Source organism: Paenibacillus sp. OV219 (assembly GCF_900110075.1).
Lineage (GTDB): Bacteria > Bacillota > Bacilli > Paenibacillales > Paenibacillaceae > Paenibacillus_Z.
This window is the reverse complement of sequence record NZ_FOCJ01000010.1, coordinates 19,595-43,253: the sequence shown is the minus strand read 5'-3', so window position 1 is coordinate 43,253 and position 23,659 is coordinate 19,595. Positions and strand designations below refer to the sequence as shown.

Annotated in this window: 27 protein-coding genes; 5 read left to right on the top strand and 22 right to left on the bottom strand. The window is 47.9% G+C overall.

Annotated elements, in window-relative coordinates:
• Window positions 1-30: 30 nt before the first annotated feature.
• On the bottom strand, window positions 31-1,050 hold the full coding sequence (locus BMY11_RS22215; RefSeq protein ID WP_256217705.1) for a sialidase family protein: 1,020 nt from the start codon (window positions 1,048-1,050) through the stop codon (window positions 31-33).
• A gap of 252 nt (window positions 1,051-1,302) precedes the next feature.
• On the opposite strand from BMY11_RS22215, the gene BMY11_RS22210 reads away from it, so the two are divergent.
• Window positions 1,303-1,698: a VOC family protein gene (locus BMY11_RS22210; RefSeq protein ID WP_090581497.1), complete on the top strand. Its 396-nt coding sequence runs from the start codon at window positions 1,303-1,305 to the stop codon at window positions 1,696-1,698.
• A gap of 70 nt (window positions 1,699-1,768) precedes the next feature.
• Here BMY11_RS22210 and BMY11_RS22205 read toward each other — a convergent pair whose 3' ends face one another.
• The 10 genes from BMY11_RS22205 to BMY11_RS22160 all read right to left on the bottom strand — a co-directional run bounded on the left by BMY11_RS22205 (window position 1,769) and on the right by BMY11_RS22160 (window position 13,089).
• Window positions 1,769-2,791, bottom strand: a complete 1,023-nt coding sequence (locus BMY11_RS22205) for a LacI family DNA-binding transcriptional regulator (RefSeq protein WP_090581495.1) — start codon at window positions 2,789-2,791, stop codon at window positions 1,769-1,771.
• Between the two features lie 197 nt (window positions 2,792-2,988).
• Entirely contained in the window at window positions 2,989-4,983 is a 1,995-nt protein-coding gene (locus BMY11_RS22200; protein ID WP_090581493.1) for a glycoside hydrolase family 127 protein, read from the bottom strand.
• A 44-nt stretch (window positions 4,984-5,027) separates the two neighbouring features.
• The gene (locus tag BMY11_RS22195) at window positions 5,028-6,071 is read right to left on the bottom strand and encodes a Gfo/Idh/MocA family protein (protein ID WP_090581491.1); all 1,044 of its coding nucleotides are present in this window, start codon (window positions 6,069-6,071) and stop codon (window positions 5,028-5,030) included.
• Window positions 6,068-7,105, bottom strand: a complete 1,038-nt coding sequence (locus BMY11_RS22190) for a zinc-dependent alcohol dehydrogenase family protein (RefSeq protein ID WP_090581488.1) — start codon at window positions 7,103-7,105, stop codon at window positions 6,068-6,070. The genes BMY11_RS22195 and BMY11_RS22190 overlap by 4 nt, the downstream gene beginning before the upstream one ends.
• A 165-nt stretch (window positions 7,106-7,270) precedes the next feature.
• Complete coding sequence (locus BMY11_RS22185) at window positions 7,271-7,639, bottom strand: HAD family hydrolase (protein WP_256217704.1); 369 nt, start codon at window positions 7,637-7,639, stop codon at window positions 7,271-7,273.
• A 219-nt stretch (window positions 7,640-7,858) separates the two neighbouring features.
• Window positions 7,859-9,037, bottom strand: a complete 1,179-nt coding sequence (gene eis, locus BMY11_RS22180) for a GNAT family N-acetyltransferase (RefSeq protein WP_090581483.1) — start codon at window positions 9,035-9,037, stop codon at window positions 7,859-7,861.
• 45 nt (window positions 9,038-9,082) lie between these two features.
• Window positions 9,083-10,054, bottom strand: a complete 972-nt coding sequence (locus BMY11_RS22175; protein WP_090581480.1) for a Gfo/Idh/MocA family protein — start codon at window positions 10,052-10,054, stop codon at window positions 9,083-9,085.
• Window positions 10,055-10,228: 174 nt separating this feature from the next.
• Window positions 10,229-10,792 (bottom strand): TetR/AcrR family transcriptional regulator, encoded by a 564-nt coding sequence (locus BMY11_RS22170; protein ID WP_090581479.1) that lies wholly within the window; start codon window positions 10,790-10,792, stop codon window positions 10,229-10,231.
• A gap of 16 nt (window positions 10,793-10,808) precedes the next feature.
• Window positions 10,809-11,945 (bottom strand): cytochrome P450, encoded by a 1,137-nt coding sequence (locus BMY11_RS22165; protein WP_256217703.1) that lies wholly within the window; start codon window positions 11,943-11,945, stop codon window positions 10,809-10,811.
• Between the two features lie 175 nt (window positions 11,946-12,120).
• On the bottom strand, window positions 12,121-13,089 hold the full coding sequence (locus BMY11_RS22160; RefSeq protein WP_256217702.1) for a helix-turn-helix transcriptional regulator: 969 nt from the start codon (window positions 13,087-13,089) through the stop codon (window positions 12,121-12,123).
• Between the two features lie 107 nt (window positions 13,090-13,196).
• Between BMY11_RS22160 and BMY11_RS22155 the strand changes: the two genes are divergently transcribed.
• Window positions 13,197-13,676: a hypothetical protein gene (locus BMY11_RS22155; RefSeq protein ID WP_090581475.1), complete on the top strand. Its 480-nt coding sequence runs from the start codon at window positions 13,197-13,199 to the stop codon at window positions 13,674-13,676.
• Between the two features lie 23 nt (window positions 13,677-13,699).
• Entirely contained in the window at window positions 13,700-14,176 is a 477-nt protein-coding gene (locus BMY11_RS22150; RefSeq protein WP_090581473.1) for a GyrI-like domain-containing protein, read from the top strand.
• Window positions 14,177-14,353: 177 nt separating this feature from the next.
• Here the strand turns inward: BMY11_RS22150 and BMY11_RS22145 are convergent, their stop codons facing one another.
• From BMY11_RS22145 to BMY11_RS22120, 7 genes are all read right to left on the bottom strand, one after another.
• Entirely contained in the window at window positions 14,354-14,980 is a 627-nt protein-coding gene (locus tag BMY11_RS22145; protein WP_090581471.1) for an FMN-dependent NADH-azoreductase, read from the bottom strand.
• Window positions 14,981-15,009: 29 nt separating this feature from the next.
• Entirely contained in the window at window positions 15,010-15,873 is an 864-nt protein-coding gene (locus BMY11_RS22140) for an SDR family oxidoreductase (RefSeq protein ID WP_090581469.1), read from the bottom strand.
• A 2-nt stretch (window positions 15,874-15,875) separates the two neighbouring features.
• Entirely contained in the window at window positions 15,876-16,934 is a 1,059-nt protein-coding gene (locus BMY11_RS22135; protein WP_090581467.1) for an LLM class flavin-dependent oxidoreductase, read from the bottom strand.
• Entirely contained in the window at window positions 16,934-17,308 is a 375-nt protein-coding gene (locus BMY11_RS22130; protein WP_090581465.1) for a DoxX family protein, read from the bottom strand. Before BMY11_RS22130 ends, BMY11_RS22135 begins: the two co-directional genes overlap by 1 nt.
• An 85-nt stretch (window positions 17,309-17,393) precedes the next feature.
• Window positions 17,394-17,810 (bottom strand): NAD(P)H-binding protein, encoded by a 417-nt coding sequence (locus tag BMY11_RS29435; protein ID WP_256217701.1) that lies wholly within the window; start codon window positions 17,808-17,810, stop codon window positions 17,394-17,396.
• A 43-nt stretch (window positions 17,811-17,853) separates the two neighbouring features.
• Window positions 17,854-18,039: an NAD(P)H-binding protein gene (locus tag BMY11_RS29430; RefSeq protein WP_256217700.1), complete on the bottom strand. Its 186-nt coding sequence runs from the start codon at window positions 18,037-18,039 to the stop codon at window positions 17,854-17,856.
• Window positions 18,040-18,184: 145 nt separating this feature from the next.
• On the bottom strand, window positions 18,185-18,622 hold the full coding sequence (locus BMY11_RS22120; RefSeq protein WP_090581463.1) for an RrF2 family transcriptional regulator: 438 nt from the start codon (window positions 18,620-18,622) through the stop codon (window positions 18,185-18,187).
• Window positions 18,623-18,912: 290 nt separating this feature from the next.
• On the opposite strand from BMY11_RS22120, the gene BMY11_RS22115 reads away from it, so the two are divergent.
• Complete coding sequence (locus BMY11_RS22115; protein WP_090581461.1) at window positions 18,913-19,188, top strand: helix-turn-helix domain-containing protein; 276 nt, start codon at window positions 18,913-18,915, stop codon at window positions 19,186-19,188.
• Here BMY11_RS22115 and BMY11_RS22110 read toward each other — a convergent pair.
• On the bottom strand, window positions 19,108-19,731 hold the full coding sequence (locus BMY11_RS22110) for an NAD(P)/FAD-dependent oxidoreductase (protein WP_256217712.1): 624 nt from the start codon (window positions 19,729-19,731) through the stop codon (window positions 19,108-19,110). The genes BMY11_RS22115 and BMY11_RS22110 overlap by 81 nt on opposite strands.
• Here BMY11_RS22110 and BMY11_RS29110 point away from each other — a divergent pair.
• Window positions 19,652-20,416 (top strand): helix-turn-helix transcriptional regulator, encoded by a 765-nt coding sequence (locus BMY11_RS29110; protein ID WP_090581457.1) that lies wholly within the window; start codon window positions 19,652-19,654, stop codon window positions 20,414-20,416. The two genes, BMY11_RS22110 and BMY11_RS29110, sit on opposite strands and share 80 nt — an antisense overlap.
• 93 nt (window positions 20,417-20,509) lie before the next feature.
• On the opposite strand, the gene BMY11_RS22100 is transcribed toward BMY11_RS29110, so the two are convergent.
• The 3 genes from BMY11_RS22100 to BMY11_RS22090 are packed head-to-tail and all read right to left on the bottom strand — an operon-like array spanning window position 20,510 to window position 23,572.
• Window positions 20,510-21,775: a Gfo/Idh/MocA family protein gene (locus BMY11_RS22100; protein ID WP_090581455.1), complete on the bottom strand. Its 1,266-nt coding sequence runs from the start codon at window positions 21,773-21,775 to the stop codon at window positions 20,510-20,512.
• A 34-nt stretch (window positions 21,776-21,809) separates the two neighbouring features.
• Window positions 21,810-22,700: a carbohydrate ABC transporter permease gene (locus BMY11_RS22095; protein WP_090581452.1), complete on the bottom strand. Its 891-nt coding sequence runs from the start codon at window positions 22,698-22,700 to the stop codon at window positions 21,810-21,812.
• 17 nt (window positions 22,701-22,717) lie between these two features.
• Window positions 22,718-23,572 carry an ABC transporter permease gene (locus BMY11_RS22090; RefSeq protein WP_371262916.1) on the bottom strand — a complete coding sequence of 285 codons (855 nt, stop codon included), beginning with the start codon at window positions 23,570-23,572 and terminating at the stop codon, window positions 22,718-22,720.
• Between the last annotated feature and the right edge of the window lie 87 nt (window positions 23,573-23,659).

Sequence of the window (23,659 nt, the reverse complement as noted above, 5' to 3'; positions counted from 1 at the left end):
TCGTTTCAAAGAATTTATTGCTACTTTATATCAGTCCACCGCCAATGTCCAGAACGCAATACGATCCCGATTCCATGTGTATGTAATATAAAGCTCATTGCCTTTGGAGACGATGGCAGGGTAGGAATATTCCCCCGGTTCTTGCTCGAGGATGAACTCGTCCTCCCACGTCATGCCATTATCGCCCGAGAAGCGCACAACAAGCGGAGTACGCGGGCTATCCGTCGCATATCCGGCAACCGGGTTTAAGACTAAGGCTAACTTGCCATTATCCATCAAAGTCACATCGATACCGCTATTGTTATTCGGAAGCGATGTCTTGTACGCAAGGCACCATGTGCGCCCGTTATCCACCGAATCGCTGCGGAAGATCCAGCCCTCCGTACTGCGCAGCAGCATATGTACATGCTCTCCGCCCGAGGACCATAGCGTTGGCTGAATGAGCCCCTTGGCAAACCAATGGTCCGCGCCTACATACGAAGCCAGGTCCATTGGCACAAGCTCGCTCTTTGTCCATGTCTGTCCGTTATCCCTCGATATATCAACGAATGCTTCCCAAATTTGCTTCCCTTCCACAGCAGGATCAAGCCGCTCCACCGACGCCGGAGCGAGCAGAGTCCCATCCAGCAGCGCAATTGGTTTATTCCGTACAGGGCCGCGGCCTCCGACATCCCCCGGAACTAATTCATGAGGCTTCTCCCAGCTGATACCGCCATCCTCAGAGCAGCTTACATAGGTATACCAGTCGGTGATCTCATGACCTACTTTATAGAACAACATTAGAGAATGGCCCTGTGCATACAGGACCGGATTCCAGTGGGCAATCCCCTCCTCGTCCATCGCCTTATATGGAGCAGACCAGACGCCCTCTACTCGCCGGGACATCCAGATCGCCACATCGCTGGACTTCTCATGCTTGCCCGCGAACCATGCCGCAACCACGTCGCCGCCAGGAAGTACAGCAACTGTCGATGCGTGACTGCTTCGGAACGGCTGCCCTTCTTCGAAGATATATTGCTTATTCGCAATCACTTGAGTTTCATTCGCCACTTTCCACTCACACTCCATCTCATGAAATAAATAGGTCTAACCTGCGAACATGATACCGATCATGATGCCGAATGAGCAATTAACTTCTTTCGCTAACCTCTCTATTTTCGCTGAAGCAGTAGGATGACCGAAAGTCCCCCGCATTCTTTTCCGCAAAAAATTTATAATTTCGTTTATATCAGATAGGAAAGGAAACCCTGTTTAAAGAAAGAGTTAGGGAAGTCAAACCAGTGAAAACCAGAGGAGGCCATCATGGGAAGAGTCGTTCATTTCGAGATTCACGTTGATGACATGGAGCGCGCAAAGAAGTTTTATGGCGAAGTATTTGGATGGACCTTTGAAGATTGGAGCAGCTATGCGGGCATGCCTTACTTTGGAGCGGTAACCGGCGATGCCGATACGATGGGCATTAACGGAGCCTTGATGCAGCGCCGTGGCGCTTCGCCACAGCCGGGGCAGCCCGTGAACGGATTCGCCTGTACGATGGGCGTTGGCGACTACGATGAGACGGAAGCGAAGATCCTTGCGCTTGGCGGGCAGGTTGCATTGCCGAAATACGCGCTGCCAGGCATGGCTTGGCAAGGGTACTGCATCGACACCGAAGGCAATATTATCGGCCTCCATCAACCCGATACGAATGCCAAATAAACAAGGGCTTTCCCGTCGTCGATGATGACATGGGAGAGCCCTTTTCTCTTCTGGTGCTAGGTGTAGCTCACTAGTTCTCGTTATTTCCTATCGTGCTTACACGCCATATTAAGGTGGTGTCGACGACTTCTCTATATGATTTCTTCTCATTAGGCTCACTGATTTTGCGAAGAAGAATGTCGAGAGCGCGACGTGCCATTTCCCCCTTAGAGCTGCTAATCGAGGAGAGTGGAAACGGAACAAACATTCTGGAATGAATATTATCAAATCCGATAATCGCGTACTCCTCCGGTATTCGGCAGCCCATCATTTGAAGGACGTACATGGCCTCCCACGCAATGACATCATTGAAGGCAAAAATACCGGTAAACGACTCGTTTTCAACCATCATTTTAACGGTTTTTCGCGTATCGCCCGGTTCATACCCCACTTCTTTAACAAGAAGAGGATCCACCGTCAGTCCTGCTTCTTCATGCGCCCTCTTATATCCCATATATCGTTCTTGAGCGCTCGAAATCCGATTCCGCCCATTCAAGAACAAGATTCGCTCATGACCATTGTCGAGCAGATGCTTCGTGGCAAGATAGCCGCCTTTCTCATCGTCGCATATGACGTAATCGTAATCGGTCTCATCATTAAACCGCCTGCCAATAAGTACGAACGGAATGCCATTTCGCTTCATGAACTCGATATTCTCGGTGCTGCTCTGTGCCGGACAGATAATGATGCCGTCGACGTTCTTGCTTATCGCCGTATGGATGGCCCGCTCTTCCAATTCATTATCTTCCTCGGTATTAATAACGAAGATCGTATAGTTATGCTTCCTGGCAGCCTGCTCGATATCCTTAACCATAATGCCAAAATGCGGGTTGGCGACGTCGCTCACAATGACCGCGATCGTTCTAGTATGTCCGGAACGAAGGGAGCCCGCAACAGAGTTGCCGACATAGCCCATTTCTTTAGCCAAAGTCTTAATGACTTCTCTAGTAGCTGGAGCAATATCTTCTTTATCCTTGAGTGCTCTGGAGATCGTATTAATGGACAGCCCTGCTCGGCCTGCGATATCTTTCAGTGTTATCTTTTTGCCATCCATGTTTCCCTCTCCTAACAGAAGTCGACTCGAAAAATAGAGCACCGACATGCCATTACATCACATTACATTAACGTTCATAACTACACGATATCACTTGCCCAATTGTTTCGTCAATAATTAGCAGGAGTAGGCACCACTCGCCTGGAGACGAAGAAAACCAAGCAGCTAATTAGCCGCTTGGTTCGGGTACAAACTACCTATTCGATCTTCACATTCCGGTACAATCGTTGTTCCCATCCCGCTAGCTCGCTCTGTTTGTCATACTCCAGCCAAATACTCATCGCGCCTCTTGCACGGTTATTCCAATACGGATACGGAATGGCGGTAATGTCATCTCCATCCGCATCTTTCGTGTACAGAATGACCGCCCCGTCAAAGAAGTCCTCAACGCGCTCGAGCTTAAACTCAGGCTGAGTCGGAAGCTTGCGATGAACGCCTTTCTGCATATCGGACGTCTCGCGCGTATATTGCACTTGCCCCCGTCGAATGACGAATTTCTCGTTATCTACAGACTCGAGACAATAGAGCAGCGGACCTCGTTTAATGGCTGCCTTGTTCACATGAGAGGTTACATTCGGATGTGCTTCTACCAGATTCACCGGCATATCGAGATGAAGCTGGATTGAATCGTCCCCGCTCCACTCCCGAGTTAGGACAGCAAACCCATCAGCAATGTCGAAATGAACAGACTGACCATTCACCTCGATTGTATAATTCTCGCACCACTGCGGAATGCGTAAGCGAACTTCGAAAATAGAGGCGCGTTCAGGAGTTACAGCAATCTCGACCGCTCCGTCCCAAGGGTAGTTGGTTCTCTGCGTAATGCGAACATTCGTATCACCAACCTTTAACTCTCCATCATTCGCGACATACAGATTCACAAACAGACCTTGCGCGTCATGAGCATAAATGAAGGCAGGAAGCTCTGGCAGCATCTTCAGAATCATCGGCGGGCAGCACGGGCAGCCGTGCCATTCCCAACGGTGCATTCTTCCATTGCTGACGAGTGGATTTTCATAGAAGTATTTATGACCATTCATCGAACGGCCGGCAAGCAAAATATTATACAGGATGTTCTCCAAGCAATCGATGTATCTTCCTTCGCCGCTCGCCAAGAAGAGATTCCAGCTGAAGTATCCCATGCCGACTGCAGCGCATGTCTCCAGATATCCGTCGTCTGGGAGCTGGTAGTTCTGGCCGAACTTCTCTTCATCATGGACGGCTCCAATGCCCCCGCTAATATGCGATTTCTGATAAGCGATGTTATCCCACAGCTTCTTCGCCGGCTCATAATATTGCTCATCGCCTGTCGAGAGATAGAGTGCCGACAATCCCGTGTAGAAGAGCGTTGCCCGAACAGCATGCCCTACCGCCTCGTCTTGCTCGGCGAACGGTTTATGATCCTGGGCGTACTCTTTAAACGAAGTTCTGCCCTCATGATTGCCTCGATTGTGAACCCAGAATGTAGCCAGCTCCAAGTAACGGTCCGCATCGAACGGCAGGTTTAGGCGACCGGCAAGCTCTGGCTCATCCTTTGCCAGTTGGGATAGCCCCAGCAGCGCTTCCTCCGGTAATGAATGCCCAGGAACGATATTTCGTTTCGGCGGCGGTCCCATCAAGTCACTCATATGGTTCGCGAACCTGACTCCAGCCTGCAATAGTGATGTTTTGCCTGTCGCTTTATAGTGATGGACTCCCGCTTCAACCAAGCATCCGGCATTATAGACGTCATGCTGCCATACTAGATTGCCTCCGTTGTCTCCCCATCTTTGATGCGGACGGTCCACCAGCGTATACGTATTGATATAGCCGTCTCCCACCGTCTGCTGAGCCTTGTTGATCTTCTCGATAATCAGATCAACTCTGCTGTCAATCGCCTGATCATACTCGGCCGCCAATATGTCGGATATGCCGCGAATGGATTCATACACGAGGCCGTCGAACCAAGGCTCGCCGCAATGATAGCCCCCTTGACCTGCCGCTACAAAATCAAAATTACGAAAGGCGCCGTCGCTCTCGAATTTATCCAGCACATCGTGTACGGTCACATTCCGCACAACTTGCAGTTTCGGGCTCCAGAACCGGTCGGAAATTTGGACCGCGGTCACGGGTAGGTTCGTAATCTTCTGCTTGTCGTATGTCGTAGGCTTTACGGAATTACTGGATTTACTCACCGTATGGTTGTCTATCATCGCTTCTCGTACACCTCTTACCCCAATAATAGGATTATGAATGATTACAATGCGCTTGAGACTTTAACCCGCTTCCCGCTCTCGAACGACTGGATAGCAGCATCTGCAATTAAGAGCGCGCGATATCCGGATTCCGCATGAATGGGAGGTGCTTCGCCCTTACGAAGCGCATCAAGCAAGCCATCAACATGCTTGTCGAACGTCCGATGGAACTCGCGGTCGACATCATTAAAGTAGCCTGCTTCCCAGCTCTCCCCGATCTCATTGCCCGCTGAATGGAACGTGTACCGTTTCACCGTATCATGGATGACGGCGCGTCCCCGCGTACCGTCAATCTCGATGCGATGCGTATCCGGATAAGCATACGAGGAATCGTACGTGCCGATCAGACTGCCAACCGCTCCGCTGGTGAAACGAAGCGCGAGGGACATCGTCCGATAACCGCCGCCTGTCTTGTCCGTCATCTCCGCCATCACGGACTCAATCGGTCCGCACAGATGCTCGAGCATATCGAAGCCATGGCACTGCGTTTCGATTAAGTTCGCATGTGGGTGACCGGCTCCTCCTTCGCCTCCGAAGCGCCAGGAAAAGAAGGTCAGATCGCCTAGCCGTCCAGAGCGAATCGCTTCGTAAGCCAGCTCCACAGGCTTCGCATAGCGGTGGTTAAAGTTGATCGCAAAGAAGAGATTACGCTTGGCAGCTTCATTAAGGAGAATATCAGCCTCCTTCAAATCAAACACCAACGGTTTCTCTACGAGCAGAGGAACACCAGCCTGAATAATCTCTAGCGTAGCTGCAAAATGGCCCTGGTTCGGCAGGCACAAGCTCACCAAATCCGGCGATTCCTTCTCCAGCATCTCGGTAATCGAGGTGTAGGGTCTCGTACCATACTCTCTTGCTTTCTCTTCTGTCCGCTTCGCGTCTCGTCCTACGATTGCGCAGAAGTCCACGTCCGGGCGAGTCGAGAATATTCTTGCATGCTGGAGCCCCCAACTGCCCGCACCCGTAAATCCGGCCGACAGTCCGCGGCCATTCGAAGAACCACCCGCGCCGATCAATGCGACCTTCAGATTCTTGTCCTGACTCATTGCTCGACCACAACTTTCCCCGTGTCGCCTTGGAAGAATAACTCGTACGCTTCTTGAATCTTATCAACACCGAAGCGGTGCGTAATGATTTGTTGCAAATAGGCCATATGGCTCAGCAGCAGCGGATGATTCTCCGCAATCTCGTGATATTGGAAGTACTCACTGCCTAGCACGCTATGTTCCGGAGCGATCAAGTCGCTAGATACTTTGAGGTTCAGCTCCTGGCCGTGCCCTACGCAGACGAGCACACCCCGCTGTCCCAGAACCTCTAGTGCTGCGTGTCTTCCAGCGGTTTTGCCGCTTGTATCAATCGCGACGTCAACATCCCTGTAGCCTGCTTCCTCAAGAGCCTGCTTGATCGAACGATTCGCCAGGTTCACCGGTATTGCACCCATCTTCTGAGCAAGATCGAGTCGATATTGAACAAAGTCCATGATGAATACCGGCATGTTGAAACCAAGCAGAATCTTCGCCATAGCCAGCACGCCTAGACCGATTGGGCCTGCACCGACCACGAGCACGGATTGAATGTCTTTGTGAACGAGCTGTGCCCGCTTCACGGCATGCCCGCCAGTGCCCATAATATCCAGTAGAATTGTAGCCTCAGTTAACGGAATGGACGGATCAATTGCGAAGAATACATTCTCGTTCACGACCATATACGGGCCATACCCGCCACTATGCGAGAAGCCGTAATCTGCTCTCTTGCTCGAGCACTGATTAGTGAAGCCTTGCTTGCAGCTGCGGCACTCTCCGCAGAAATCCATCAGAAAGACGACGCCAGGCGTACCGATGGCAGTCTTCGTCCCTTGCCCTGCAGCAACGACGATGCCGGACGCTTCATGCCCTGGTGTTGTTGTGGTCCCGTCATAAAATTGGCTGCGGTCTGAGCCACATAGAGCATTCGCCTTTACCTGAATCAGAAGCTGGCCTTCGCCAGGAACAGGAACGGGACTTTCACCATAAGAGATCTTACCATTGCCGATAAATAAAGGGATCGCCATCTTTTGCGGTACGTTAGTGATGCTGCTCATTGTGAATTCCTCCATCCAATTTATATGAGTGACTAGCATTAACGATAATATATGATCTAAAAAAATATGCCTTTTTTTCCGGAGTGTAGTATTAACGTTAATGTAAGTTCAAAATAAGGGTATCATTAACGTTACTGTTTGTAAATCCAATTTTTGTTACCGCTTTCACAATAATTTATAAAGGGCATTTCCTACCGTTTCCGCAACGAATGCAGCTTCTTCCCGAACTGCTTGTGGGGCATGAGCCATTGCATAGCTCTGCTCGCAAGCCCTGAACATGGCTAAATCGTTGAACGAATCGCCAATACAGGCCACTCCCTCAGCAGGAACACCAATATGCTCCATTAATAAGCGAATACCGACACCTTTATCTACATTGTTAGGCATTACATCTATACCATCCGGATCCGAGAAAGAAGCTGTAATCAGATCCCCATATTGTTCTTGCAGCTGTTTAAGAAGGGCTTCAAGTGCTGGTACTTCGCCGTAAATGGAGAACTTGGTCACAGCCAGCCCACTCCGTATTTCATCCACGAGCTGCGGATTTATACTTGGGCTATCCGATTTATAGAAAACGTCTATTAACGATGCAAAAATGTTTTATCCAACTGCATCATAAGGCATGCTTCTTACACCCGCTTACAGTTGAAACTTACATGAGGAATAAAACCGTTTCATTTTAAAATACAAAAAGACTTATCTTCAGTTAACAAAGATAAGCCATTCTATTGTTATCTATTTCATACAACTTATCTAAAAACCATCCATCAGATACGGGGTGTGGCTCGGAATCCGACGATCAAGCAGCTTAACTGCGGCTGCATCGCCGCTTAGCCTCCCGATTCGCAGCAGCAGCTCCGCCCGCTGATTACCGGTCAGCAACGCAGCCAACGTTCTAATATCGCATTCAACCGTAGGTACTCCAGGATTAGTGGCGTTTGCTCTCTCCATATGCGCTGCCCCGTCCTTCGACCATACGACTCGGAATGCTCCGTGGTTCCACTCTGCCGTCTCATCGCTTAGAACAAGCAGCATTTCATCCTCCCGGTCCATCGGCTCGAATGCATATTGCTCCATAAATTTAACCGCATCTACAATTCGCGTCATAAAATAAGTCTGAATCTCTTGCTTAAACCGAGGATTAGGCAGAATAAACGGCAGAGGGTCACCAATCGGCGCGGTTAGAGTCAGACTGTCGATCATCGAGTCGTGATTCGCAATGAAATTCCATAAGGCCAGCCTTGCGACTTCCGATCCGTGAATACATTCATGAATCGTCATCGTGCGCTGCGCAATGTGATAAAGCAGGTATCCATCCGGCTCGCCGCTTTCAGCATAGTAAACGGCAGCCACTCCTGGCTTCGTCAGCACCTTGCGTTTCCACCAGTCGTCATCACGCTTGATCGTCCCGCTATATGGAGCTGCATAAGCATCGTGCATTCCGCGAAGCAGCTCCGTTGATTTCTCTACAATCCGCACTTGTCCCGGCAATTCCTTACGGGATGGCAGATGTTTCGTCTCCATGGTATAGGCCATCCGATTGATGGTCATTTCATAGCCGTATTTTCTGTAGAAGGGATACGAGAAAGGGGCGAGCATGCTGATGGTCTGTCCATTTTCACGCATGCGCTCCAATGCATGGATCATCAGCTTTGCAACCCCGCCCTGCCGTCTGGCATCCGGCCAGGAAGCAACGCCGCCTATGCCGCCCATTTGCATGATTCTACCATTTATCCATATGTCAAAAGGGTGCAAGGTAAGGGCAGACAATAGCCGGTCTTGGTCGTCGACGATGCCCCATTCTTCTCCTGAAGGGAACGTCCCTCTCTCCCCTTCCATCTGTTCCGGAGTTAATTGAAACTGAAAAGCGAATTGAGAGAGCTGCATCCGCTTCTCATACCATTCTTCAGATAACCGTTGAATTCGTGCCACCTTTAATCATCTCCTAGCTATCTGATTTCGAGTTGCGTGCGAACATTATCTCAGCTTAACAGGCAGCCCTGTTCTTGCGGATTGATTAGCTGCCATCGTCACGCGATGTGTCTCCCAGGCATCCTCGTAGGTAGATAGAACCCGGCTAGTGTCGCCTGTTCTAACCGCATGAAGGAAGGCTTCATTCTCCCGCACGTACGGGTTATTCGAAGCCTTGTATTCGGACTTCTTCGCCGCTTCGATATTCACAAGAGCCTCGCTTGTCACTTGGAGCACACCCGCATTGGTATAGATCTGCAAGCCCGCAGAATCTCCCGCCGGAATCGCGCAAGTGTTACTAATGGTAGCAACCGCCCCGCTCGCCAGCTTCATCGTGACCGTGCCGACATCCGGCACCGTCACACCTTCTTCTACACCGGACATATGTCTGCTGCCATATGCCGCATACACCTCATTCACTTCGCCGAGCAAGTACCGCATTAAATCAACGATATGCGTCGTTTGCTCGACAAACTGCCCGCCAGAGGTCTCCATGTTGCGCCACCAGTATACACCTGGCATCGAGCCCATCCATTGCCCCAAAGCCATCAGCGGCGTGCGGCCCGCAAGAAGCTCCTTCGCTAAGCCGGTGCTGTCCATATAACGGAAGTGATAACCAACCGATGTAAGAAGTCCTTTATCTGCAATCGCCTGTCGAATCCGGGAAGGCGTCTCTTCATCTACGCCAATCGGCTTTTCGACGAGGAAAGGGATGTCCCGCTCCACAAGCGCCAATTCAATCTCGCCATGGGCAAATGGAGGCGTACAAATATATACCGCATCCAGTTTCCGGTCATCCAGCATCGCTTCAATAGAGTCATAACCGCGTGCATCGCCATATGGTCTTGCCGCCGTCTCCGCCTTTTCGAGACTTGTCCCGCAAAAAGCGCTGACACTAATGCCTTCCATCGCAGCAAGCTTCTCCGCATGCATACGTCCAAACCAGCCAGTGCCCGCAATCCCAATTCGAAGAGTCACGCTACATTCCCCACCTTATTTTCATAGTTTCGTTCCCACACCTAATGTTTACCTGCGCACCAATGGATGTCAAGGCAATCTTTACCTGCTGGAATCTCCGCTTTCATGAACAAAAAAGGTTACCCTGTGCAGGGCAACCTGGTCATGATGCGGCCGTTCAAACTCAATCAACGTTTACTCTGGCTCTTTCAGTAAACCCGTCGTGACCGCTGCATACAGCAGACGGTTGATCTGCTCGCGTTTCGATTCGCTCGGGTGCTGCAAGTAATAGCTGCATAAGCCGTTAAGCATCGTTAGAACGCCAGACGCGGCCATTGGTCCGTCTTCCTTTGCAATTCCCGCTTCGACAAGGATATCAGCAATAAACTGAATATATGCATCTCGTTCTTTCCGTACGGCCAGCAGCACGTCTTCCTCGATACCGTTCGTGATCTCATTGAAGAAAATATGCGCCAGCTCGCTGTACTCCAAGAAAAGATCGACATTTAACCGAATAACCGTCTCGATCTGTTCTTGAAGCGAACGATCCCGATTGATTTCCGTCTTGATCGTATCGGTAATCATCTGCAACCCTTCTGTTATCAGCGCCTTGAACATCTGCGCCTTGCTCGGGAAATGATAATACAACGTTCCCTTGGCAACGCCTGCCTCCAGCGCAATCTCATCCATGCTAGACCGGTGATAGCCGCTGCGCGAGAACATTCGGGCGGCCGCGTCCAATATCTTATCTCTGCTCATAGGCACTAGCCTCCATTCATACTCTAATCCTCATATGTTTAATGCCAAACATCATATCGCTTTCCAGTCTTTCGAGCGATTCGTCGTCGGTACGCTCTAGCCTTTCGATTCGATCAACGATGACGTTTAGCGCCACTCTCGCTTCAAGCCGCGCCAACATCGCCCCTAGGCAGAAATGAATGCCTTGCCCGAAAGCCAAATGCGGGTTCGGGCTTCGCCTGATGTCGAACTTTTCAGGACCAGCGAACACGTTCTCGTCATGGTTGGCCGCTCCAATGAAAGTGTATACCCTTTGCCCCTCTTTCATCAAATGCCCGTTCCAATCCATATCGGCTTTCACCCTGCGTTCCATCAATTGCACTGGCGAGCAGAAGCGGAGCGTTTCCTCGACCGTGCCGGGAATCAGCGCGCGATCCCGGCGAAGCTCGTCGTACGTTTCCGGGCTGCTCTCGAGGCACATGATCATCGAAGAAATAAGATTGGTCGTCGTTTCGTTTCCGGCGACGAGCAGCAGGATGCACATTCCGATCACTTCAAGCTCGCTAAGCCCGTTATCATCCGCCATGCAGGACTGAACGAGCGCCGTGATTAGATCATCCTGAGGCTGCTCGCTCCGCTCTTTAATTTGGATGCGGAAGTAATCCGTCATTTCCTTCTGGCATTGCAAATAACGCGAATAGTCCTTTCCAACGAGATCATCGGACCATCTCTTGAACAGCTCCCGGTCTTCCGGAGGAATGCCCAGCATCTCCGCAATCACGATAACGGGCAGCGGACTTGCAAAGTCGCTGACGACTTCAAAGCTCCCAGCGGCAGCAGCCCGGTCAAGCAGCTCCTCCGCGATCTTCCGGATTCGAGGCTCCATGGCCTCAATGACCTTCGCGGAAAATGCTTTCGCGATGAGGGATCTCATCTGCTTATGCTTGGGCGGATCCCGCCGCAAAATGCTGCCCTCGATCGGTTCGTCTTCGGATGGCTTCTCTTGCATCTGAGAGGAAAAATGCTCGTAATCGGCAAGAATTCGTTTGACGCTATCATGCCTATAGACCGACCACGAACCGCTATCCGAATTGTACACCGCCGCTCCTTCAGCGCGCTGCTGTTTGTACCGCTCTAGAGGAAGCAAATCATATTGGCTCGCCCACTTCATCATAAACAACCTCCCATTTTTGTACTGACTGGTCAGTTTAATTATGAGTCAGGATAAATCCGATGTCAATGGTGTTCATGTGTTTCAAATCAGACGAAATAAAAAAGCTCTCCACTGATTGATCTTAAACTGATTCAAGTGCTCCTTCTTGGCCAACTTTAAAAATCTCAGATAAAACTCAAGAAAATGTTAAATTGGCTAAACGCTCTTCCAAAATCACGCGAAGTTCATCAGGGATCCGCTCAAACCGGGCCCCTTTCCCCAAAAACAAAAGCCAATCCGCATAATACGCCAGCGCCACAACATCGGTTACATCCAACTGAACATTGAAAATCCCGCTCGACTGAAACATCCCAGTAAAGGACAAAATGATCCCTGGCGGGTGCATGCGCTTAAATCGCTGAATTCCAATCGCATCAAGTTTCACTATAAGATTGGATTTACGTGCACGAAGCAGTTTCTTGCTTAAAATCTCTTGTTCAGACCACTTCATCTCTTTCTCAGAAATTGCCGAATACCGCAGCATCTCAACAGGTAAATAACGAAACTCATCCGTATCTAAATCATAAACCTCGACTAGCCACTGAGCGTTCGAGTTAAATATATGTAGCAAATAAACGTCCAGCAGCTGCGGCCAGCCAAGACTTAGCTCATAAGTCACGCGCAAATGTTTATCCCGCACAGCAAGCGAAATCAGCTGATTTAGCTCCGCAGGCGCCGCATCATCGAGCTCCAAAAGATTCGGATTGGCGGGGTTTGTATTTTCGAAAAGCAAGATATTATTCAGCTCGATCAGCTCGTCTTGTTGGGTTTGCGACGCGATGCCGATGAGTTTCTCAGTGATTGAGCGGCGATTCTGCAGATAAGGCAGCTGCGAATTTTTTGAGGCGATAAAGCTGATAAAAATCGCCTTAAGCTCGTCTGGCGTGAAGCGCGCGGTGGGCAAATATTGATTTTGCAGGACATAGTAACCGCCCCCGCGTCCAAGCTCGGTCGTCAGCGGAAAACCCATCGCTTGAATCTCGTTAATATCACGGATTGCCGTCGCGCGAGAAATCTTGAACTCCCGCTGAATCTCGGCAATCGTAAAATGCGAGCGGTTGTTGATGTAACGCATGATCAGGTTCACTCGTTCTGTTTTTTTCATAATTTTATTGTATCAAAAATGTAGCAAAATAAAGGTATCATTTTTTGATACATTCGGCAAATAGAATCAGTCTTGTAAAGAATACATCCCTCAAAGGAGAGAATAAAATGTCTAACTACTCCATCAAAACGATCTCAGAAAACTACAAAATGACTGCTTTCGGTGTTTCATTTGAAGACTTCAACGACTGGGCAGGTAATGCAGCAAGAACAGCAGCGAAACTAGCTGAAATCACTGAAAACGGCAAGCTTGCTGAACTTCTCGCACTCGCTGACGGGCAAGAATATCAAATCAACTACAACATCGACCGCAAGCCTTGGCGAGGCTTCGGCGTGATGGGTGAGTTCGACGTGGAAGGCGCGGTCGTCCTCGATTTCCTCGCTGGCGACTACCTCGTCGTGCCTGGCACAGGCACTGACAAAGACCGCCTTGCAGACGAAATCACAGGCAAAGTTTTCGGCGGCATGCTGCAAGAAATCACAGAATACAAATATGTTGGTCCTGGTAACGCAACATTCGTCAAAGCAGATGAAAACGGTGAATACTACGGCGAAATGTGGCTTCGTGTAAAAAAAGCCGAAGGCTAATCTCTGGAAAAAGGAGCACTCACATGGCACACTACACAGTTGAACAAAAAAAATCATTCACATTGACCGCTTATGGCTTTTCAATCCAGTCGAACTTTCAAGACATGCCAGCTTTACAAAAGGAAAAAGCCGAGTTTTGGGGCAGACTCAAGGCCGACGGGCGTTTTAATAAACTTAAGAACGCCGCGAAGGACGATCGCGAATGGTCAGTCAACGAGGTTTATCAAGGCAAACCGTGGAATTATTTCGCTGTAGAAGCTGGAAAATCAGTGGCTGACGCAACGCGAATCATCGAGTTTCCGGAGAGCGAGTACATCGTGGTCGCAGGAAATGGCGACAAGGATGCTTTGTTTGATCAGCTGACTTATCGTGCTTTTGGCGAAGTCTTGGCCCAAATCACTGATTATGCTTACATCGGCGGTCCGAATGCGACTTATCGCAATGATAACGGCGACGGTACTTTCTACGGCGAATTTTGGGTGCCTGTGGTTAAAAAATAAAGATTCACTACGCTTTACTATCCTGTCAAAATAACAAAAGGAACCAATACGAATGCGTTGGTTCCCTTTTTTATTACAGATTTTCCAGAACTGACTTCAGTATGGGACAGATCATACTAATTTTAATAAGTTGCAGTATTGAATAGCATTTTAGGATGTAACATTCTAGCTAATACATTAGAAGCCAGCAGCAGCTTTCACAACTCTCTCCATACCGTCTGCAATGATTTCTGCTGCGCGATCACGGAATTGATTGTGTCCTTCGATAATAACCTCTTCTGGATTTTTAATTCCCCATATAGCGATAATGTTTTTCACTAATTTTACAGCCATTTCAGCAGAAGCCATATAGTCTAGCGAATAATCTCCGCCACGAGCATTTAGAATCATTACTTTTTTGTCACCGGCATAACCAACTGGACCTTCGGCAGTGTAATTAAACATCTTCCCCGCTTGCGACAAATAGGAAAGATACGTGATTAACGGCGCAGGAACTGTTTTATTCCATAACGGAAAGGCAAATACAACTTTATCCATTTCCATGAATTGATCTAAATACTTATCGACTAAATTGGCTGCCTTCTCTTCATCGGAAGAAAGCTCCAGACCTTGGTTGCGTTTAAACGCGCCGGTGATTGCATGATTACCGTAATAAGGCAACTCTTCATGATATAAATCTAACACTGTAACTTCTTCAGTACGATTCGCTTCGATGTAAGTCTTTACAAATTCTTCGTACATTTTTGCACTTATAGATTGGTCTGATGGACGATCGTTTGCATTGATAAATAATGTTTTTGACATGAGTGATATCCCCTGTTGTTTAATATTTATTATTGCTGAATGTTGCTTACAATTAGTTGAATAACGTCTTTAAGAGGCTTTGTTTCTCTGCCAAGTAATTTCGGAAGATCTTCGCTCTCCACATCCATTCCACCGTCACGTAGCCCGCCTTGGATCGCAACAAGAAATGGAATCATCGCTTCCGGCATGCCAACGTTACTCATTACACTAGCATAAGTTTCATCATTCACTTGCTGAACATCGACCTGTCTTCCGGTAACGTCTGCGATGATTGCCACAAATTCCTCTTGCGTAGAGGGTTTACCCGCTAATTCATACACCGTATTGTCGTGTCCTTCTCCTGCAAGCACAATCGCAGCAGCTTCTGCGAAATCTCCCCGACTTGCATAGCCTATCTTGCCAGGTCCGATTGCCGTTACCCAAGGCGCACCATTCAATACCGCTTGAATAGAACCAATCTCATTCTCTATATACCAGTTATTGCGCAGCATTGAATATGGAATTCCGGTTTCCCGGATGGCTTCCTCCGTGATCCGATGATCATTTGCAAGAATAAACTTGCTTTCAGCTGCATTCGAAGCGCTTGTATAGGCGATAAATCCTACATTTGCTTGTTGTGCCGCCTTAACTGCAGCGAGTTGCTGTTGCAATCGATTTTCCAGATCTCCCGTTGAAATAATGAGAAGTCGATCAATACCGGCGAAAGCAGTGACCAGCGATTCCGGTTGATTGAAATCCCCAAATCTAACGTCTACGCCGCGATCGCTTAAAGCTTTTGCTTTTTGTGGATCACGAACGCTAACAGCCACGTTGTCAGCTGGAGTAGATTTCAATAATGCTTCTACTACCAAAGAACCGAGTTGCCCTGTTGCACCTGTCACCATGATTTTCATCTTTATACCCCCGATTGTTTGAGTGCTTTGCGAACGGCAGGTGCGACTTCCGTCGCTAATAGCTCGATTGCCTTTGCTACTTTCGAAAGTGACTGTCCACCCATATCAAATTGACCCATAAATCGGCTATGCCCGAACAATTCATGCTGGAACAATATTTTTTCCACAAGCTGCTGCGGACTGCCCACTGCAAGCACATTGTCCGGAGCAGTCATTGGATCTAATTCTGAACGCGATACCCAGAACCGTTGCCCACGTTCTTTTAAGAAATAGCCAAAATAATTGTTGTAATGCGGATGGAACTCATCGAGCGCTTGTTTAGATGTTTCGGCAATGTAAGAGTGACCCGTGACGGAGACCCTTAGCCGGGAGGGGTCATGACCAGCTGCTTTACCTGCGGCTCGGTAGATATCTACGAGAGGTTTAACTCTTCTAGGATCACCACCTAAAATGCCAAGTGCCATATTAATACCCAATCGCCCCGCTCTTGCTGCGCTCTCCGGCGTTCCTCCAACTCCAATCCAGAGTGGGATTGAGGATTGAATGGGGCGAGGCGCGATTGCTGCGTCATGCAAAGCGGTACGAAATTGACCGTTCCATGTTACTCGTTCTTGCTTGTTTAACTTCAGTAATAAATCTAATTTGTTCTCAAACAACTCATCGTATTTTCTTAAATCTGCCCCGAAAAGCTCGAATGATTCCAAGAAAGCTCCGCGACCGGCAATTAGCTCAGCACGTCCGCCCGAAATCAGATCCAACGTCGCAAAATCCTCATACACCCGAACCGGATCGGCCGTACTAATGACCGATAACGTGCTCGTAAGTCGAATTTGCTTCGTGGCTTGTGCGATCGCAGAAAGGATCATAGCGTAAGAAGAAGTGACAAAATCCAAGCGATGATGTTCTCCAATGCCGAAGAGGTCTAGCCCTGCTTCATCTGCCAATTTAGCCGCAGCAATGATATCATCAACACGGCTTTTGGCATTCTGTGTCTGCCCCGCTGGTCCAGGAATTAATTCCCCTAAGGAGTAAATGCCAAATTCAAACTCGGTCTGACTCATTATTTAAACCCAGGAAAATCAGCAAGATCCGATGCGTTGATGGTAAACAACACAATGCTAATTATCGCAAGCAATAGAATCATGAACGTTTGTTTGAATGGATCCTTTACCCGAAGATGCGTAATCACGCCGCCGATACCTGTAATTCCCAAAATAAGCGCACCTACAGCCACCCAACTTGGATCCCAATAGCCAACGATTAATGCTGCTGCACCCGCGAGCTCCACAAGCCCAGTTACAATACGGAACCATTGCGGCAGTCCCCAATGTTTAAAACCTTCAACATGCATTTTAGATCCTGAAATTTTGCCAAACCCCGCCATTAAAAACATAAGGGCCAATAAGCTTTCTAGTACGATTGATAATACATTCATTTTAATTATCTCCTTTTGAATACATTATATATGCAACTGAATTAGGCACAATTTTATTATAAAAACCTATATTCAGCTTCATTTCTTACTTATTAAAGACGATTGGCATCTTTCTGATATGCGTATTATCGATCGCAGTACGATACATAAATTCACCAACGTTCTCACGGGATACCGCCATTTTGGCAGGCTTATCTCCATATGAGTAGCCGATTTCATTTTTCACATGTTTAACATTTGGATTTATAATTCGGACAACCGTCCATTCCAAAGATGATTTGCGTATCAACTGCTCAACTTCCTTCATCTCTCGATAACCGTTGGGAAAGAGAATTTTCGCCATGAAGCCTGGAACAACCGTGCTAATGTTACTTTTATCTTCTTTCGATCGAGCTGTAGGCGTAGCCAATGTAATCAATCTTTTTTTGTGTAGCTTCTCCATTGCTTTGATAATAACCGCATGGCCATTCGCGATAGGTGTTCCTTTTCGTTTTCGTGACATATCCAAAGCTGGACCAAGTGTACTGATGACAACATCAGCATTCTCAACTGCCTTCTCTACTAAAATCGGGGTTCGTCAATTCTCCGACGATAACAGTTAGATTGTCGTGCAATTGATCTATGCTACCGGCTCTACGGACATATGCGGTTACTCGATTCCCATTCTGTAGAGCATGTTTCAGTACAATTCGACCGATTGCTCCGCTTGCTCCAAAGATTGTGAAATTCATGATGCTTCCCCTTTTTACAATAATTTGTGCTTATGAAAAGCACATTAAAGTGAAAATAAAAAGTGCAGTCAATCTAAACTGCAACTTTACTAAGCACATTATAAAACAAATTAAGGATGTTTGACTAGACCCTTATCAAAAAAAATTACGTTGTGAAGAACTCAATACGGCTCATTACTTCAGTTATTGTATACTGCCGTAGGAAATCAATCGTTTTCTGTTCGGCTTCAGAAAGGATCTTCTCTAATTCCAGATCCAACCGCTCTCCTGTCTCACCGCAATCCACGTCCTCCTCATGTTCCGTCGAGCATGTATTTACGGCAGCGTAAATTTCTCCTAAAGTAATTTGTTCCGCAGTTCTCCGTAAGAAGTAGCCTCCCTCGCGTCCGCCTTTTGATTCCACGATTCCTGCCACAGACAAGGCTTGCATCACTCGGCGCATGAAAGTTGCGTGAGAATCAACCTGATTGGCGATCATTGCGCTTGACAGCATACCGCCGCTTTTTGCCAGCCAAACGATCGCATGAACGGCGATTTTAAAACGAGGAGGACCGATATTCACACCACGATTCGCTGTGCTCATTTATTATCCCTCCTATCCCATGCTGATAAAATGGCTTCACCAGCCTTATTGCAACTTCATTGAGCACATTATATTATAACGCAAATTTTCTAGCAAGGATAATTAATTGTCATCGGATCGAAACATGCTTGGACTAATGATATCTCCCCGATCCCTTAACCAGCCTGAGATTAGCAAGTACCAGATGGTTGTTGGGACATGTCCCGAAAAATGAATAAAGCCCTTGGTCGTTAGTTTAACTCTCTTCAATAGTCCCCGACACTTGCCTACTCTTAAGGAGAGGTGGCGATATGTTTAATATCAATGCAAGTGTTGGCAAGAAAATTAGGCTGTATAGGAAAGCGATGAACTTAACACAAGATGAGCTAGGGGAAATTCTACATATTGATCAGTCGTACTTGGGAAGAATTGAAAGAGGCGAGATTAACGTTACACTTGAAACTCTTTGGAAGATCTCGGACGCGCTGCAAATTAATCCTTCCCAGTTACTTGAAACCAGCAGTCGTTCTTCTGATAAAGTAAGGGCCGATACTCTGGCACACCGTCAGCACACCGCTATCCGGTAAACCGGAAACCTGCAGCGTGAGGTCATACTGATCGGACCAGAACCAAGGGAGAGCCTTGTAAGTATCGGTAGCGCCGAGCATATTAAACGCTACGTGAGTGCCCTGATCCTGCGCGTTTCTCCAAGCCTCAAGCCGAATTCTTCTGCCTTCGTACAGTGTATGCGGGAATGAGCAGCAATCGCCGGCAGCAAATATGTCGGGATCACTCGTGACCAGCATCTCATCTACATAAATGCCATTTTCAATCTTCAAGCCGCAGCTTTCGGCTAAGGATGTTTCCGGTATAGCGCCAATCCCAACGACGATATCATCTGCGGGGATGGTCGTGCCATCTGCTAGAAGCACATAATATCCATCGTGATTCCACACGATACCCCCAATGCCGACTCCAAGTTTAAACTCCACACCAGCCTCACGATGCCGCGCAGCAACGATATTCGCGATCTCTTCGGGGACACCTCGCATGAGAATGCGCGGACCGACTTCGATAACCGTAACGGAGCATCCGATTTCCCGAGCGCTTGCCGCTACTTCTAGTCCAATGAATCCCGCCCCAATTACGGCGATTCGTCTACCAGGCTTTATTCGCGAGCGCAGCTCGCATCGGGCGCGATTTGATCATTTAGAGCCCAGCCGGATAAGGTGGTTTGTCCTCAAAGATCCGTCCAGTGAGAGTGACTGGCTTCGTATGGAGCGCAATGACTTGGCTTTCGTCTCCAGTCGCTTAAAGGAGCTTCCGCGTATTTTTCGCGCTGGCCAGCGGGTCTCGGAGCAGTTCACTCGTCTAAAATCGACCGTAGAGAACGATATGCCCAATAAAGAACTATTCGCCCGTCATCAGATTCTGGACATCTTGCTCGGGATGCTGCAGCAGCCTACGGCCAAGCCGGTTGATCCTGATCTCAAAGAATCTATTGCGACTGTTATCGAGGAGTTCTCACGGAATCCCGAAGCGAGGTATTCGATCGAAGCAATGGCCCACTCCGTAGGAGTGAGTGTGTCGCATTTCTATAAATTGTTCTATGAGCTATACGGACAGGCTCCGGTCGCTTACATGGAACGCATCCGAATGGACCATGCTTGCAATTTATTGAAGACGGACAGATTAATTACGGATATCGCCATGGAACTCGGCTTCAAGACAAGCCAGCATTTCACGACTGTCTTCAAGAAACTAACAGGCAGCTCGCCAAGTGAATGGCGGAGACATGTCCGAGATAGAAAGTAGATTTTATAAAACACAAAGAAAATGAAGACCAGATTGGACCTCCATTTTCTAATCGTTAAACTATTCGCCATAATCGAAATAGAGTATTCTTCCTTATTCAGCCATAAGACTTGCAGCAAATTCTTTTATATCAATGACACACTGCTCCTCCCGCGCCTTCTCTGCAGCAAATGCCATCAAATGGCTTTGAACCGAGTGCGACGCGGCTGTAAGACCATCATTGATGCCGCCTTGCCTAACCAGCTTTACGAAGTCTTTGATAAGTCCCATGTCTCCCCCGCCATGGCCAGCATGCCCTCCAGCAGTCTCGAATGAGATTCGCTCAACCTTTCCGCTGCCGAAATGAAGTATCTCGATCTCATTCTTCTCCATTGCGCCTCGAATTTCGCCTTTCGTCCCCATCAATTTGATCGTCCGGCTTATATCTCTCGTGAACGCGTTCATCGAGAATCCCGCGGTGACGCCATTTTCAAATTCCAGATTGACAACTTGATGATCTACAACATCGTTATCGCAGTGGTAGACGCATCGTCCGTAAGGCCCCTCTTGGAGCGCCTTAAGCCGAGCTTCATAGCTGCTATCATTGCTTATTGCCGCTGTCGGCCACCCCGTATCCTCCGTCAAATATTGCTTTGGCGCATAATACAAGCACTCATCTGCAACTGGACAGCCATCCAAGCAGCGATGCGGCGCGCCTTCGGGCGCTTGGTCTGAGATGAAATGCGATAACGATCCAAACGAAGCTACATGAGTGCATGATGCACCTGCGAGCCAATAGAGAATATCCAAGTCGTGAGAAGATTTGGACAGAATCATCGGACTGGATTCACTTTTTCTACTCCAATTACCTCTAACGAAACTATGCGCATGATGCCAATAGCCGACATTTTCATTAAGTTGGATTGACATTAGATCGCCAATTACCTTGCTTGTGAGCAGGCTCTTAATCGTAGAAAAGAAATTCGTATAGCGGAGCACATGACATATGGAGAAAATACGGTTATATGACTTCGCCATCTCTCCCATCTCTACGCATTCCTTGGCATCCGGTGACATCGGCTTCTCCAGGAGTACATGATAGCCTGCCTTTAATGCCTTTCCAACCGGCTCGAAATGGAGTTTATCCTGCGTACAAATGAGAACTACATCTGCAAGCCGAGTCTCTGCGAACAGCGCGTCCCAGTCAACAAAACACATTTCATCCGGCAAATTATGCAGCGCCTTAAAATACTCTCGGCGCTCGTGGTTTGGCTCTGCTACAGCAACGACTTCAAGCTCGTGAGGATGCTGCAGCGCATAATTCAAATAGTTGACTCCCCTCAATCCCGCTCCAATTAAAGCTACTGTAACTTTCCTCATAATTTAGCTCCCCTTATTTGACTCTTTCTCGAACTTACTCTTTCACGCTTCCTACCGTCATCCCTTTAATAAAATACTTCTGAACAAACGGGTAGACGATCATAATGGGTAGAGCACCCATGAAGATTTGTGCGGTTCGAAGCGTCTTCTCACTCAAATTCTCCAACGCTTCCAGCTGCTCGACTGAAATCGAAGTCATCTGAGTGTTCAAGGACATAATGAGCGTCGATAGATACGTTTGTAACGGATAATTATCCGGAGAATTCATGTATAGAATGCCATCAAACCAAGAGTTCCAATGTCCAACGACGGTAAATAACCCGATTGTCGCAATAGAAGGGAGTGAGACCGGCAAATAGATTTGCCATAACGTCTTCCAGTGACCTGCGCCATCGATGGTCGCTGCTTCTTCCATTTCTTTGGGAATCGATCTGAAGAAATTCAGCATTAAGATCATATTCCATACGTTGAGCGCGCCTGGCAGGATGAGCGCCCAAATGGAATCCAGTAGCCCCGTGTCCTTAACTATGATATACGTCGGAATAAGGCCGCCCCCGAAGAACATCGTTACCGCAAAAAACCAAACATAAGGGGTCCTCCATTTGAAGAGGTCATTGGATTTGGATAGCGGATACGCAGTAAGAAATACAAGAATCATATTCACGGCCGTACCGAGCACCACCCGTTCGATGGATACCCACAGTGATCGGAAGAATTCTACCTTCTCTCCTAAATACTCATAGGCATCTAATGAGAATCCTACAGGCCAGAGCTTAACTTCACCTGCCGAAGCCGCAACATTCGTGCTCAGCGACACGGAGAGTAAGTGCAAGAAAGGAATAATACCAAGTAGTGTAATACATGACAGAAACAGAACATTGGCTAGGCTAAATAGCCTTCTGCTTAACGATTGTTTATAGACCACAGCACATCCTCCAGTGTCTAAAATATTCTGTAATTGTTATACTTGTAAGCAGCATAGTAGGAGATTGAAACGAGACCGAGCGAAATGACCGATTTAAACACTCCGACGGCTGCCGCAGGTCCAAATTGCTGACTGAACATCCCCAGCCTGTAGACGAACGTGTCGATAATATCCGATCCTTGATAGACGGTCGGGTTATACATCAGAAAGATTTGTTCAAAGCCGGCATTCAATATATTCCCCAAGCTCAAGACACCAAGCAGAATTAATATAGGAGCGATGCCGGGCAGCGTAATATGAAGCATTTGCTTCCACTTGCCTCCCCCATCCACTTCGGCAGCTTCATAGAGGCTCATATTAATGCCTGTTATGGCAGCCAACAGAATGATCATGTTATAGCCCATTCCCTTCCAAACGTCTGAGCCAATGATGATTCCTCTGAACCAATCGTTATTTAACATAAACATAATGGGTTCAAGCCCCAGCTGCGATAACAAGGCGTTAACCGGACCATGCAACGAAAACAGCTCAATAATTACACCACCAAGGACCGTCCAAGACAGAAAGAAAGGAAGGAAAATACTTGATTGAATGATGCGTACAAACCATCTCTTTGTAAGCTCATTCAACAATAGCGCTAGAATAAGTGGGACAAGCAGAAAGAGAATGATTTTAAAAATCGAAATAATGACGGTATTCCACAGCACTTGTTTAAAATCAGGCATATGGAAGACGTAATCGAAATTATCTAATCCGACCCAATCCGACTTCCAGAAGCCGGACAGAGGCTCAAACTGTTGAAAGGCCATTACGATGCCCGCCATTGGTCCGTAGGCGTAGATAATCGTGAAAATCACGCCAGGCAGCAGCATAAGATGCAGCGGAGACTCTTTGCGAAATGATCTCAAGTCAGGCAACCTCCTTTATTAAAAAAGCGAGAGGAGTGTGCTTCTCCCCTC

Bases quoted from the DNA above. Each gene is read 5' to 3' on its own strand.
- BMY11_RS29430 (WP_256217700.1), bottom strand. From the start codon at position 18,039: ATGAATTTCACAATCTTTGGAGCAAGCGGAGCAATCGGTCGAATTGTA.
- BMY11_RS22150 (WP_090581473.1), top strand. From the start codon at position 13,700: ATGGCACACTACACAGTTGAACAAAAAAAATCATTCACATTGACCGCT.
- BMY11_RS29110 (WP_090581457.1), top strand. From the start codon at position 19,652: ATGAGAATGCGCGGACCGACTTCGATAACCGTAACGGAGCATCCGATT.
- BMY11_RS22145 (WP_090581471.1), bottom strand. From the start codon at position 14,980: ATGTCAAAAACATTATTTATCAATGCAAACGATCGTCCATCAGACCAA.
- BMY11_RS22130 (WP_090581465.1), bottom strand. From the start codon at position 17,308: ATGAATGTATTATCAATCGTACTAGAAAGCTTATTGGCCCTTATGTTT.
- BMY11_RS22210 (WP_090581497.1), top strand. From the start codon at position 1,303: ATGGGAAGAGTCGTTCATTTCGAGATTCACGTTGATGACATGGAGCGC.
- BMY11_RS22195 (WP_090581491.1), bottom strand. From the start codon at position 6,071: ATGAGTCAGGACAAGAATCTGAAGGTCGCATTGATCGGCGCGGGTGGT.
- BMY11_RS22090 (WP_371262916.1), bottom strand. From the start codon at position 23,572: ATGCTGCTGCCTGGCGTGATTTTCACGATTATCTACGCCTACGGACCA.
- BMY11_RS22115 (WP_090581461.1), top strand. From the start codon at position 18,913: ATGTTTAATATCAATGCAAGTGTTGGCAAGAAAATTAGGCTGTATAGG.
- BMY11_RS22165 (WP_256217703.1), bottom strand. From the start codon at position 11,945: ATGATGAAGTGGGCGAGCCAATATGATTTGCTTCCTCTAGAGCGGTAC.
- BMY11_RS22200 (WP_090581493.1), bottom strand. From the start codon at position 4,983: ATGATAGACAACCATACGGTGAGTAAATCCAGTAATTCCGTAAAGCCT.
- BMY11_RS22205 (WP_090581495.1), bottom strand. From the start codon at position 2,791: ATGGATGGCAAAAAGATAACACTGAAAGATATCGCAGGCCGAGCAGGG.
- BMY11_RS22190 (WP_090581488.1), bottom strand. From the start codon at position 7,105: ATGAGCAGCATCACTAACGTACCGCAAAAGATGGCGATCCCTTTATTT.
- BMY11_RS22120 (WP_090581463.1), bottom strand. From the start codon at position 18,622: ATGAGCACAGCGAATCGTGGTGTGAATATCGGTCCTCCTCGTTTTAAA.
- BMY11_RS29435 (WP_256217701.1), bottom strand. From the start codon at position 17,810: ATGTCACGAAAACGAAAAGGAACACCTATCGCGAATGGCCATGCGGTT.
- BMY11_RS22140 (WP_090581469.1), bottom strand. From the start codon at position 15,873: ATGAAAATCATGGTGACAGGTGCAACAGGGCAACTCGGTTCTTTGGTA.
- BMY11_RS22100 (WP_090581455.1), bottom strand. From the start codon at position 21,775: ATGAGGAAAGTTACAGTAGCTTTAATTGGAGCGGGATTGAGGGGAGTC.
- BMY11_RS22160 (WP_256217702.1), bottom strand. From the start codon at position 13,089: ATGAAAAAAACAGAACGAGTGAACCTGATCATGCGTTACATCAACAAC.
- BMY11_RS22135 (WP_090581467.1), bottom strand. From the start codon at position 16,934: ATGAGTCAGACCGAGTTTGAATTTGGCATTTACTCCTTAGGGGAATTA.
- BMY11_RS22170 (WP_090581479.1), bottom strand. From the start codon at position 10,792: ATGAGCAGAGATAAGATATTGGACGCGGCCGCCCGAATGTTCTCGCGC.
- BMY11_RS22155 (WP_090581475.1), top strand. From the start codon at position 13,197: ATGTCTAACTACTCCATCAAAACGATCTCAGAAAACTACAAAATGACT.